The 12,614-nt window shown below is 71.7% G+C and carries 11 protein-coding genes; 9 read left to right on the top strand and 2 right to left on the bottom strand.

Annotated features, from left to right (window positions below; all coding sequences use genetic code 11):
* The first annotated feature begins 272 nt into the window (after positions 1-272).
* From ACYBSK_RS36755 to ACYBSK_RS36715, 9 genes are all read left to right on the top strand, one after another.
* Positions 273-1,136 (top strand): DUF2797 domain-containing protein, encoded by an 864-nt coding sequence (locus ACYBSK_RS36755; protein WP_460244678.1) that lies wholly within the window; start codon positions 273-275, stop codon positions 1,134-1,136.
* A gap of 55 nt (positions 1,137-1,191) precedes the next feature.
* Complete coding sequence (locus tag ACYBSK_RS36750) at positions 1,192-1,569, top strand: antibiotic biosynthesis monooxygenase family protein (RefSeq protein ID WP_460244677.1); 378 nt, start codon at positions 1,192-1,194, stop codon at positions 1,567-1,569.
* Between the two features lie 97 nt (positions 1,570-1,666).
* Positions 1,667-2,515 carry an amidohydrolase family protein gene (locus ACYBSK_RS36745; RefSeq protein ID WP_460247172.1) on the top strand — a complete coding sequence of 283 codons (849 nt, stop codon included), beginning with the start codon at positions 1,667-1,669 and terminating at the stop codon, positions 2,513-2,515.
* A 77-nt stretch (positions 2,516-2,592) separates the two neighbouring features.
* A complete protein-coding gene (locus tag ACYBSK_RS36740) occupies positions 2,593-3,348 on the top strand; it encodes a response regulator transcription factor (RefSeq protein WP_457481522.1) in 756 nt (251 codons plus the stop codon).
* 59 nt (positions 3,349-3,407) lie between these two features.
* Complete coding sequence (locus ACYBSK_RS36735; protein WP_460247171.1) at positions 3,408-4,901, top strand: HAMP domain-containing sensor histidine kinase; 1,494 nt, start codon at positions 3,408-3,410, stop codon at positions 4,899-4,901.
* 173 nt (positions 4,902-5,074) lie between these two features.
* Positions 5,075-6,496: a bifunctional glycosyltransferase family 2/GtrA family protein gene (locus ACYBSK_RS36730; RefSeq protein ID WP_457481521.1), complete on the top strand. Its 1,422-nt coding sequence runs from the start codon at positions 5,075-5,077 to the stop codon at positions 6,494-6,496.
* Positions 6,493-8,703 (top strand): ArnT family glycosyltransferase, encoded by a 2,211-nt coding sequence (locus ACYBSK_RS36725; protein ID WP_460244676.1) that lies wholly within the window; start codon positions 6,493-6,495, stop codon positions 8,701-8,703. The genes ACYBSK_RS36730 and ACYBSK_RS36725 overlap by 4 nt, the downstream gene beginning before the upstream one ends.
* A 77-nt stretch (positions 8,704-8,780) precedes the next feature.
* On the top strand, positions 8,781-10,292 hold the full coding sequence (locus tag ACYBSK_RS36720) for an MFS transporter (protein WP_460244675.1): 1,512 nt from the start codon (positions 8,781-8,783) through the stop codon (positions 10,290-10,292).
* A 77-nt stretch (positions 10,293-10,369) separates the two neighbouring features.
* Positions 10,370-11,152 (top strand): TetR/AcrR family transcriptional regulator, encoded by a 783-nt coding sequence (locus tag ACYBSK_RS36715; RefSeq protein ID WP_460244674.1) that lies wholly within the window; start codon positions 10,370-10,372, stop codon positions 11,150-11,152.
* Positions 11,153-11,276: 124 nt separating this feature from the next.
* Here the strand turns inward: ACYBSK_RS36715 and ACYBSK_RS36710 are convergent, their stop codons facing one another.
* Both ACYBSK_RS36710 and ACYBSK_RS36705 read right to left on the bottom strand, forming a co-directional pair.
* A complete protein-coding gene (locus ACYBSK_RS36710; RefSeq protein ID WP_460244673.1) occupies positions 11,277-11,738 on the bottom strand; it encodes a PPOX class F420-dependent oxidoreductase in 462 nt (153 codons plus the stop codon).
* A gap of 39 nt (positions 11,739-11,777) precedes the next feature.
* Positions 11,778-12,596 (bottom strand): YceI family protein, encoded by an 819-nt coding sequence (locus ACYBSK_RS36705; RefSeq protein ID WP_457481516.1) that lies wholly within the window; start codon positions 12,594-12,596, stop codon positions 11,778-11,780.
* Positions 12,597-12,614 lie beyond the last annotated feature (18 nt).

Raw genomic sequence — 12,614 nt, 5'->3', positions numbered from 1 at the left:
TAGGTGTCGGCACAGCTCAGATTGACGGCAGTTCTGACGGCAACGACGGCACACAGACACCCGTGATCGCCAACTTGGGCGGTCAAGGTCAGCGGGAGCCAGCCCGGTACCTGCGATCTTGCCCAATCCTACGGATCAGAAGGTTGCAGGTTCGAATCCTGCCGAGTGCACACTGACAAGAGGCCCCGGAGAGATCCGGGGCCTCTTGCGTTGTCCGGGCGTTGTCAGTGCCGTGCGTCATCCTGGCTCGTATGACGTGGTGGTGCACCGGAATGCGGTGGCGTGGGGGCGGGCCGGTCTTCGGGTGGGTGGGGGACGGCGGGGGCGAGCGGGAGAGCGGGGTGCGGTTCGGGGACGGGGTGGCGTTCCGGGTCGGTGGGGCGCGGCGGTGTCTCGGGGTGTGGCGGGGAGGGCGGTGGACCGTCTGTCCCGGGTGGGACGCCGTGCCGGTGCGTGGGACGCGGGCGCAGTGCGCGGAGTGTGCCGGGATCGACCGGGCGTGGTCCGTGGCCGCGGACACCATCGCCGACGATCCCCGGCCGTACCACGTGTACTTGGCGTGGTTCGGGGACGGGCTCGTGAAGGTGGGGATCACGGGGACGCGGAGGGGGAGCGATCGGCTGCTGGAGCAGGGGGCCGTGGCCTTCACGTGGCTGGGGCGGGGGCCCTTGATGGCGGCCCGGCGGGCCGAGGAGCTGTTGCGGGTGGCGCTCGGGGTGCCGGACCGGATTCCGTACGAGAAGAAGCGGGCCGTGCGGAGCGGGTTGCCGGGGGCCGGGGAGCGGGGCGCCGAGCTGGTGCGGGCCCACGCCGTGGCCGTGGGGCTCGACGGGTGGCCCGAGTCGTTGGAGCGGCTGCCGTGCCAGGTGGTGGATCACGGGGAGGCGTTCGGGCTCGCCGGGATCGACCGGGTCGACGCCGTGGTGAGCGAGCTCGCGGAGGGCGCCGTCGTGGCGGGGCGGGTCGTCGCGGCCGCCGGCCCCGATCTGCATCTCGTGGAGGAGGACGGCGGGCGGCGGCTCGTCGTCGACGTCCGGGTGCTGGCCGGGTGGCCGTTGGAGCGGGTGTCGGCGGGGGCCACGGACGCGGGGTTCGTGGTGCGTGAGGTGCCGGGGGTGCAGGGTGGGCTCTTCTAGGCCAAGGGCCGACGCTCCCCTTCCCCCGCGCCGGGGGACAGGGGATCGTAGGGACATGAGTGATCACGTCGATGCGGCTGACCAAGCGGCCGGTGGGGCTGCGGCGCGGCCGTTGCCCGCCTTCGAAGCGCCGTACTACCTCGTGGTGTTCACCGCCGTGCGGACCGAGGGGGACCGCGGGTACGGGGAGGCCGCCGACCGGATCGACGAGTTGGTCAAGGAGATACCGGGATACCTCGGGCACGAGTCGGCGCACGAGCCCGGTGGCCTCGGCATCACCGTCTCGTACTTCCGGGACGCCGCCGCCGTCGAGCGGTGGCGGTCCAACGGTGAGCACCGCGTCGCGCAGAAGCAGGGGCGCGCCGAGTGGTACCAGCGGTACACCGTGCACGTCGCCAAGGTCGAGCGGAGCCGGAGCTTCGAGCGTGAGTGAGGCCACCGCCCCCGGCCCCACTTCCGCGCCCGGCCCCACTTCCGCCTCGGGCCCCACCGAGGCCGAGCGGGTCGCCGCCTTCCGTGCCCGGCACCGGCTGCCCGGTCTCGTCGACGTGCACACCCACTTCATGCCCGAGCGCGTGCTCCGCAAGGTGTGGGCCTACTTCGACTCCGCGGGCCCGCTCGTCGGCACCGAGTGGCCGATCACGTACCGGGAGGAGGAGCATCAACGGCTGGCCCGATTGCGGGAGTTCGGGGTCGTGGCCTTCACGTCCATGCTCTATCCGCACAAGGCCGGGATGGCGCGCTGGCTCAACGCGTGGGCCGCCGGCTTCGCCGCCCGCACGCCCGACTGCCTGCACACCGCCACCTTCTTCCCCGAGCCGGGCGCCGAGTCGTACGTGCGCGAGGCGCTGGACGCGGGGGCGCGGGTGTTCAAGGCGCATGTGCAGGTCGGCGCCTACGACCCGAACGATCCGCTGCTCGACCCCGTGTGGGGGCTGCTCGCCGACGCCGGGACGCCGATCGTGACGCACTGCGGCTCCGGGCCCGCGCCCGGCAAGCACACCGGGCCCGAGCCGATCGCGCGGCTGCTCGCCCGGCATCCGCGGCTGCCGCTCGTGGTCGCGCACATGGGGATGCCCGAGTACACCGACTTCCTCGCGCTCGCGGAGCGGTACGGGCAGGTGCGGCTGGACACCACCATGGCGTTCACCGACTTCGTCGAGCGGCAGGCGCCGTTCCCCCGGGACTGTCTGGAGCGGCTGGCCGACGTCGGCGACCGGGTGCTGCTCGGCAGTGACTTCCCGAACATCCCGTATCCGTACGTGCATCAGCTGGAGGCCGTCGAGCGCCTCGGGCTCGGCGGCGACTGGGTGCGGCGCGTGTGCTGGGAGAACGGGGCGGAGCTGTTCGGGATCGCCCCGCCGGAGGGCGTTTCCTGAGAGCCCCCTGTGGGTTTCTCAGAGTTTTCACAGGTTGGGGAAAGGGGGCTCTCAGAGGCGCGTCGCAAGGTTGCACCATGACCGCGACCTCGCCCCAGGGGCGTACCGAACTGCTCAGGCCGGACGGAAGCCCCGTCCGCGTGCTTGTCGTGGACGACGAGCAGTCCATCACCGAGCTGTTGTCCATGGCCCTGCGTTACGAGGGCTGGCAGATCCGCGCCGCGAGCGACGGCGCGGGCGCCGTGCAGACGGCGCGCGAGTTCCGGCCCGACGCCGTCGTGCTCGACATGATGCTGCCGGACATGGACGGGCTCAGCGTGCTCGGGCGGATGCGCCGCGAGCTGCCCGACGTGCCCGTGCTCTTCCTCACCGCCAAGGACGCGGTCGAGGACCGCATCGCGGGCCTGACGGCCGGTGGCGACGACTACGTCACCAAGCCGTTCAGCCTCGAAGAGGTCGTCGCGCGGCTGCGCGGCCTCATCCGCAGGACCGGCGCCGCCGACCGGCGCAGCGAGTCCGTGCTCGTCGTCGGCGACCTGATGCTCGACGAGGACAGCCATGAGGTGTCCAGGGGTGGTGACAACATCCATCTCACCGCCACCGAGTTCGAGCTGCTCCGCTTCCTCATGCGCAACCCGCGGCGCGTGCTCAGCAAGGCGCAGATCCTGGACCGCGTGTGGAGCTACGACTTCGGCGGCCAGGCCAACGTCGTCGAGCTCTACATCTCGTACCTGCGCCGCAAGATCGACGCCGGGCGTGAGCCGATGATCCACACCCGGCGCGGCGCCGGGTACCTGATCAAGCCGGCCGTGGCCGCCACCGCGGCGTCGTGAAGCGCAGGGGCCGGCCCCAGACGCTGCGGACCCGGCTCGTCGTCACGGCCGTCGCGCTGATGGCCGTGGTGGCGGCGGTGATCGGGGTCGTGTCGACGGTGTCGCTGCACTCGTACCTGTACGACCAGCTCGACGACCAGGTCAAGGGCATAGCGATGCGCGCGGGAGGGCCGAAGGGCGACTTCCCCGGGGCGGGCCCCATGGGGCAACAGAACGGCGAGGATCTGGCGTTCGTGACCGTGGGCTCCCCCTCGGGCACCCTCGGCGCCGAGATCAGCGACGGCCAGGCCACCGACGGCAAGGTCAGTGTCGAGGGCACGAACGACGCCGGTGGCCGGCAGACGCAGACCAGCAAGCTCTCCCAGTCCGTCCTCGACGCCCTCGAAGAGGTCTCCCAGACCGACGACGGCACCGCGCACACCGTCGACCTCCCCGGCCTCGGCAGCTACCGCGTCCAGTACGTCTCCGGCTCCAACGGCGACTACTACGTGGGCCGCCCCACAGACCAGGTCGACTCCACCGTCAACAAGCTCATCGTCACCGAGCTGCTCGTCGCCGGTGCCGCGCTCGTGGCCGCCGGAGCCGCCGGGGCGATCATGGTCGGCGTCAATCTGCGGCCGCTGCGCCGCATCGCCGCCACCGCCACCCGGGTCTCCGAACTCCCGCTGCACAGCGGCGAGGTGACCCTCTACGAACGGGTGCCCGAGTCCGAGGCCGACCCGAGAACCGAGGTCGGCCAGGTCGGTGCCGCGCTCAACCGGATGCTCGACCATGTGCACGGCGCGCTCGAAGCGCGTCAGCAGAGCGAGATGCGGGTGCGCCAGTTCGTCGCCGACGCCAGCCACGAGCTGCGTACGCCGCTCGCCTCCATCCGCGGCTACGCCGAGCTGACCAGGCGCGGCCGCGAGGAGACGGGCCCCGACACCCGGCACGCGCTCGGCCGCATCGAGTCCGAGGCGCACCGGATGACCGGGCTCGTCGAGGACCTGCTGCTGCTCGCCCGGCTGGACGCCGGAAGACCGCTGTCGTACGAGCCGACGGACCTGTCGCCGCTCGTCGTCGACGCGCTCAGTGACGCGCGGGCCGCGGACCAGAACCACTACTGGCGTCTGGAGCTGCCCGACGAGCCGGCCACCGTGCTCGCCGACTCCGCGCGCCTGCACCAGGTCCTGGTCAATCTGCTCGCGAACGCGCGTACGCATACGCCGCCGGGGACGACGGTCACGGCCCGTGTGCACCAGTACGGGCCGTGGGTCTGCCTCGACGTCCAGGACGACGGGTCCGGTATCCCGCCGGAGTTGCTGCCGCACGTCTTCGAACGGTTCGCGCGGGGGGATTCCTCGCGGTCCCGGAAGGCGGGGTCGACCGGGCTCGGGCTTGCCATCGTGCAAGCTGTTGCGGCGGCGCATGGTGGGGCCGTGACGGTCGACAGTGTGCCGGGGCGCACCGTTTTCACCGTGCATCTGCCGGCCTACGCGGCCGTGGCGGCTCCCCATGCCGACGCCACGGGGCTCCGCCCCGGACCCCGCGCCTCAATCGCCGGCGAGGCTTGATTTTGTCGCCCTGTGCGTCGAGTGGCGGCGGGGCGTGGGTTTGCCGCCGCGCCTCAATCGCCGGCGAGGCTTGATCGAGTGGCGGCCAGGCGTGACGTGGTCGGCTGGTACTCACAGGCAGGGCAAAGCTTCACCACACAGCCCTAACAGGGCAGTTGGCGAATGTCGGTGGTATGCGAACCGACTCTTCTCCGGGCATCGACCCCACCGTCTCTGCGAGGTTCGGGGCGCTGCCGGCGCGGGAGCACCTCCCTGCCGGCAGCGGCGATGTGCCGGTCCTGGACGTTGTCATCCCCGTCTACAACGAGGAGAAGGACCTCGGTGAGTGCGTGCGCAATCTGCACCGCCATCTGGTCCGCACCTTCCCCTACCCCTTCCGCATCACCGTCGCGGACAACGCGTCCACCGACAGCACCCCGCAGGTGGCGCACGGCCTGACCCGCGAGTTCCGCGAGGTGCGGAACTTCCGGCTCGAACAGAAGGGCCGCGGCCGCGCCCTGCGCACCGTGTGGTCGGCGTCCGACGCGCCGGTCCTCGCGTACATGGACGTGGACCTGTCCACCGACCTGAACGCGCTGCTCCCGCTGGTGGCGCCGCTGATCTCCGGTCACTCCGACCTCGCGATCGGCTCCCGGCTCGCCCGCGCGAGCCGGGTCGTGCGCGGCACGAAGCGCGAGTTCATCTCCCGCACCTACAACCTCATCCTGCGCGGTTCCCTCCAGGCCCGCTTCTCCGACGCCCAGTGCGGGTTCAAGGCGATCCGGCGCGATGTCGCGCAGGTGCTGCTGCCGCTGGTCGAGGACACCGGCTGGTTCTTCGACACGGAGATGCTGGTGCTCGCCGAACGGGCCGGGCTGCGCATCCACGAGGTGCCCGTCGACTGGGTCGACGACCCGAACTCGACCGTCCACATCGTCAAGACGGCCACCGACGACCTCAAGGGCGTGTGGCGCGTCGGCAAGGCGCTCGCCACCGGCTCGCTCCCCCTCGACCGCCTCGCCCGCCCCTTCGGCGACGACCCGCGCGACCGCAACCTCACCGACGTACCCAAGGGCCTGGCCCGCCAGCTGCTCGGCTTCTGCGTCGTCGGCGGTCTGTCGACCCTCCTCTACCTGCTGCTGTACTCCGGGTTCCGTACGTTCTCGGGGGCGCAGCTCGCCAACGCGCTCGCCCTGTTCGTCTCGGCGATCGCCAACACGGCGGCCAACCGGCGCCTCACCTTCGGGGTGCGAGGCCGGGACAAGGCCGTGCGCCACCAGGCCCAGGGCATCGTCGTCTTCGGCATTGGCTGGGCCCTGACCAGCGGCTCGCTCGCCGCCCTCGGCACGGCGTCCGGCAACCCCTCGCACTCCACCGAACTCGTCGTCCTGATCGCGGCGAACCTCGCGGCGACCATCCTGCGCTTCCTGCTCTTCCGGGCGTGGGTCTTCAACGACCGCGGCGAGCGCGGCACCCCGGTCCGGGACGCCGCCCCGACCCCCGTACACACGTCCCAGGTGCCGGGTGCCTGGGACGACGGGACCGTGCGGATGCAGCCCGTCGGCGCGCATCACCACCACGACGACCCCGACCCCGACACCAGGATCCAGCGATGACCACAGAACTCCGACCCTCGTACGACGCCGCGGACGCGGCGCCGGCCGAGTCCCCGCCCCCGGGCGCGGGGCACGGCCGGCCGAAGGCCTCCTTGCGCACGCGTGTGTGGCGCGGCAGGCCCGAGGATCCGCGCTGGGCGCGCCCGGCCTTCCTCGGCATGCTCCTCGTGATCGCGGCCGCCTACTTCTGGAACCTGTCCTCCTCCGGGTACGCCAACTCCTTCTACTCGGCGGCCGCGCAGGCGGGCAGCGAGAGCTGGAAGGCGTTCTTCTTCGGCTCGTCCGACGCGGCGAACGCGATCACCGTCGACAAGCCGCCGGCCGCGCTGTGGCCGATGGGCCTGTCGGTCCGGCTCTTCGGCCTCAACTCGTGGGCGATCCTCGCCCCGCAGGTCCTCATGGCCGTGGCCACCGCCGGTGTGCTGTACGGGGCGGTCCGCCGCCGCTTCAGCGCCGCCGCGGGCCTGCTCACCATGGTGGTCCTCGCGACGACCCCGGTCGCCGCGCTGATGTTCCGCTTCAACAACCCGGACGCGCTGCTCGCGCTCCTGATGACCGTCACGGTCTACTGCGTGCTGCGCGCCATGGAGAACGGCCGCACCAAGTGGCTGATCTGGGCGGGCGTCGCCGTCGGCCTCGCCTTCCTCGCCAAGACGCTCCAGGCGTTCCTGATCCTGCCGCCGCTGGCGGTCCTCTACGCGGTGTTCGCGCCGGTACGGGTGCGCAAGCGGTTCGGCCAACTCGCCCTGTCCGCCGTGGCGATGGTCGTCGCGGGCGGCTGGTGGGTGGCGATCGTCGAGCTGTGGCCCGCGTCCTCGCGGCCCTATATCGGCGGCTCCCAGAACAACTCGTTCCTTGAACTGACCTTCGGCTACAACGGCCTCGGCCGCATCAACGGCGACGAGACCGGTTCCGTCGGCGGCGGTGGCGGCGGCACGGGCGGCGGCACCGGGCAGTGGGGCGAGACCGGCCTCACCCGGATGTTCAACTCCGAGATCGGCAGCCAGATCTCGTGGCTGATCCCCGCCGCGCTGATCCTCTTCGCCGCGGGCGTCGTCCTGACGTGGAAGGCCAAGCGGACCGACCTGACGCGCGCCGCGTTCCTCGCGTGGGGCAGCTGCCTGCTGATGACCGGCCTGGTCTTCAGCTTCATGGCCGGCATCTTCCACCAGTACTACACGGTGGCCCTGGCCCCCTACCTCGCCGCCGTCATCGGCATGGGCGCGGTGGCGCTGTGGGAGCGCCGGGCACGGGTGGCCTGGTCGGTGACGCTGGGCGCGGCCGTCGCCGTCACCGCGGTGTGGGGCTACGTCCTGCTGAACCGGACGCCGGACTACCTGCCGTGGCTGCGGTGGGCCGTGCTCATCGGCGGTCTCGTGGCGGGCGTCGGCCTCGCCGTGGCGGGCCGCCTGAACCGTCGACTGGCCGTCGCCGCGGCCGGGCTGGGCCTCGTCGCCTCGCTGGCGGCGCCCACGGCGTACACCGTCTCGACGCTGAACACCGGGCACACCGGGTCGATCGTGACGGCGGGCCCGTCGGGCTCCAGCATGATGGGCGGCGGCATGCCGGGTGGCGGCAAGGGCGGCGGCCCCGGAGGCGGCATGCCGGGCCAGCAAGGTGGCAAGACCGGCCAGGGCGGCCAGGGCGGCCAAATGGGCCAGCCCCCGACCGGCGGCAACGCCCCGGGCAACGGCAACAGCAACGGCAACAGCAAGAGCAACCAGCAGGGCGGCTTCCCCGGCGGCGGCATGCCGGGCCAGCAGGGCAGCAAGACCGGTGGCAAGACCGGCGGCAAGAACAGCGCCAAGGCCGGCGGCGGCGGTGGCGGCGGCATGGGCGGCCTCCTCAACGGCGCCCAGGTCAGCAGCAAGGCCAAGAAGCTGCTCCAGAAGAACGCCGAGGACTACACCTGGGCCGCGGCCACGGTCGGCTCGCAGAACCAGTCGAGCTACCAACTGGCCACCGGCGACCCGGTGATGGCGATCGGCGGCTTCAACGGCACCGACCCGTCCCCGACGCTCGCCCAGTTCAAGCAGTACGTCGAGGACGGCAAGATCCACTACTTCGTCGGCAGTGGCTCCAGCGGCGGCGGCATGGGCGGCTCCAGCTCCGGCACCGCGTCGAAGATCACGAAGTGGGTCGAGGCCAACTTCACGAAGGTGACGGTCGGCGGCACCACGTTCTACGACCTGACCCAGCCCAAGTAAAAAGCGCTTGTACGGCGTACAGCCAGTCCTCTACGGTGTATGGGAAGCGTCACCCCATACACCGTAGAGGAGTGTCCATGGCATCCACGGCCGACCCGGCCACCCAGGCACCCCGGGGCACCGCCGGGCACCCCCAGCGCTGGCTCATCCTCGGCGTCATCTGCGTCGCCCAGCTGACCGTGCTGCTCGACAACACCGTGCTGAACGTGGCGATCCCCTCCCTCACCCGGGAGCTGGACGCCTCGACGTCCGACATCCAGTGGATGATCAGCGCGTACTCGCTCGTCCAGTCCGGCCTGCTGCTCACCGCGGGCAGCGCCTCGGACCGGTACGGCCGCAAGAAGATGCTGGCGGCGGGCCTCGCGATCTTCGGCGTCGGCTCGCTGACCGCGGCGTTCGCGGGCTCCACCGGGCAGCTGATCGCGGCCCGCGCGGGCATGGGCGTCGGCGGCGCGCTCATGATGACGTCGACGCTCGCGGTGGTGGTCCAGGTCTTCAGCGAGGCCGAACGCGTCAGGGCGATCGCCCTGTGGTCCACGGTCAGCACGCTCGGCTTCGCCGCGGGACCGCTGGTCGGCGGGGTGCTGCTCGACCACTTCTGGTGGGGCTCGATCTTCCTCATCAACATCCCGGTCGTGCTCGTCGGCCTCGTCGCGGTGATCGCGCTGGTCCCCGAGTCGAAGAACCCCTACGGCGACCGCCCGGACCTGCTCGGGGCGCTGCTCTCCACCATCGGCATGACCGGCGTCGTCTACGCGATCATCACCGGCCCCGACGACGGCTGGACGGCCGCGTCCACGCTCACCTCGGCGGCGATCGGCGTGCTCGTGCTGGCCGCGTTCGTCGCGTGGGAGCTGCGGATCCCGTATCCGATGCTCGACATGCACTTCTTCCGCAACCGGAGGTTCACGGGCGCGGTGACCGGCACGATCCTCGTCGCGTTCGGCATGGGCGGTTCCCTCTTCCTCCTCACCCAGCACCTCCAATTCCTGCTCGGCTACGGCCCGTTGGAGGCCGGGCTGCGCACGGCGCCGATGGCGCTCACGGTCGTCGCGCTCAACCTCACCGGCGTCGGCGCCCGGCTGCTGCCCAGGATGGGCACGCCCCTGACCATCGCCGTCGGCATGACGTGCATGGCGGCGGGGCTCGCGGCCATCGCCGTGCTCGGCGGGGACGGATACGGGGGCATGCTGCTCGGCCTGGTCGTCATGGGCGTGGGCATGGCGCTCGCGATGCCGGCGATGGCCAACGCCATCATGAGCGCGATCCCGCCGGAGAAGGCGGGCGTCGGCGCCGGGGTCAACGGCACGCTCGCCGAGTTCGGCAACGGGCTGGGCGTCGCCGTCCTCGGCGCGGTCCTGAACGCCCGGTTCACGGCGCTCGTGTCGGTCTCCGCGGCCTCGTTCCCGGCGGCGCTGGCGGCGGCGGACTCCGCGGCGGAGCGGGCCCGGATCGGCGAAGCGTTCTCCTCCGGTCTGGAGAACAGTCAACTCGTCGGCGCGGTCGCCGTGCTCGCGGGCGGCCTGCTCGCGGCGGCGCTGCTGCGCAGGGCCGAGCGGACAGAATCCGCGGCGGTGACTTCCGCTTAGCATCGGTGCGGGCGGGGAGCGGTTCTGTACGCAGGGCCGGCCCGCCCGCGTACGAGGAACTCCTGGGAAGGAACGCCATGGCGAAGGCAGCGCGGATGAGCGTCTGGCTCGACGACACGGACGGCGCCGCGGAGCCCAGGGCCAGAGCGTCGCGCGGGCGCCGGACCGAGCAGCCCAGTGGACTCGACCGGGAGCGGATCACCGCGGCCACGGTGAAGCTCCTCGACGCGGAGGGCCTCGCCAAGTTCTCGATGCGGCGCCTCGCGGGGGAGCTGGGCGTCACCGCGATGTCCGTCTACTGGTACGTCGACACCAAGGACGACCTCCTCGAACTCGCCCTGGACCAGGCGTTCGGCGAGCTGGAGATCCCGGACACGGACGCCGACGACCTGCCGTCCTGGCAGACGCAGCTGCGGGAACTCGCGGCGGTCTACCGGCAGTTGCTGGTGCGTCACCCGTGGATCTCGCCGCTGGTCGGCAACTTCCTCAACGTCGGACCGAAGTCCCTGCTGTTCTCGCGCGCGGTGCAGCGGGTCATCGCCCGCACCGGCCTCACGCTGGCCCAGCAGCGCGGCGCGGTCTCCTCCGTCTTCCAGTTCGTCTACGGCTACGGCACCATCGAGGGCCACTTCCGGCAGCGGTGCGCCGAGGTGGGGCTCACGCAGGACGAGTACTTCCACAAGGCGATGGCGGCGTTCTCCGTGCCGGAGGAGATGGCGGGGGACTTCCGGCACGCCGAGCGGATGATGGAGGCGGTGGAGGAGGGCGGGGACGTGGACGCGATGCGCGACATGGACTTCCAGGTCGCCCTGGACCTCCAGATCGCGGGCATCGAAACCCTGGTCGCCCAACGGCCTTGACGCCACGGGGCTCCGCCCCGGACCCCGCTGCTCAATCGCCGCAGGGGCTTGATCGTTCCAGCCTCGCCGGCGTTTGAGGCGCGGGGTCCGGGGCGGAGCCCCGAGGCCGTAACGCCGGTACCGGCTACGCCAGTCGCGCCGGGAACCCACCCGTGGCCACGGGCCCCCACCTCTCCGGCGTGATCCGAATGATCGACTTCCCCTGCTTCCGCATCGCCGCCCGATACTCGTCCCAGTCCGGGTGCTCCCCCGAAATGCACCGGAAGTACTCGACGAGCGGCTCCACGGAGTCCGGCGCGTCGATGACCTCCGCCACCCCGTCGACCTGCACCCACGGCCCGTTCCACTCGTCACTGAGCACGACGACACTCACCCGCGCGTCCCGCTTCGCGTTCCGCGTCTTCGCCCGCTCCGGGTACGTGGATACGACGATCCGCCCGTCGCCGTCGACCCCGCAGGTCAGAGGTGAGGCCTGCGGGGAGCCGTCGGCGCGGGCGGTGATGAGGAGGGCGCGGTGCCGGGGTCGTACGAAGTCGAGCAACTCGTCGAGTGAGACACGGGTGTTGGTCGCGATGTTCGGAGCCATGCTGCGCAGCCTAACTCCGGCCACCGACACCCGCCGGTGTCACATCTGCGGCAGCGCGTCGCCCTGTACGGCCTGGATGTCGAGCTCGACCTTCAGCGTCGCGCCGATCGCGGCGATGCCGGCCTGCACGACCTGGTTGTAGTTCATGGCGAAGTCCTCGCGCTTCAGCTCGGCGGTCGCCTTGAACGCCGCGCGCGTGCCGCCCCACGGGTCGGCGCCGGTGCCGAGGTAGCTGAGGTCGAGGTCGACCTCGCGCGCCACACCGTGCAGGCTCAGCTGGCCGTGCACGGTCCAGCGGTCGGTGCCCGCGGGCTCGATGCCGGTCGACCGGTACGTGATCTCCGGGAACGTCTCGACGTCCAGGAAGTCCGGGGACTTCAGGTGGCCGTCGCGCATCCCGTTGCCGGTGTCGATGGAGGCGGCCCGGATGACGGCCTCGACCCGCGACTTCTCGACGTCCTGCGCTATGTCGATGCGGGCCGTGAAGTCGGTGAACCGGCCGTGCACGGACGTGATCCCGAGGTGCTGCGCCGTCGCGGCGACCGAGGAGTGCGCCGGGTCGACCATCCAGGGTCCGGGCGGCGGCAGTTCGGCGCCGCCCTGCCGGTGCAGCACGATGCTGCCCACGTCGGCCCGGCCGCTCGCGGTCACCATCGCGGTGGAGGCGGCGGGGGCGTAACCGACGGCGGTCACGATGACGGTGTAGGGACCGGGGGCGAGCTGGGCCGGGTCGTGCACGGCGCCCTCGTCATCGGCCTCGGCCCGCAGCACCTGCGAGCCGGTCATGTCGGTCACCGTGACGACGGCGTGCGGCAGGGCCCACCCGTCCCGCGTGCGGATCCGCGCGCTCAGTCCCATGCTTCTGATCTCCTAGCT

This window comes from Streptomyces sp. BYX5S (genome assembly GCF_054724165.1).
The sequence above is the reverse complement of the archived record's forward strand: the minus strand, read 5'-3'. Positions and strand labels throughout refer to the sequence as shown.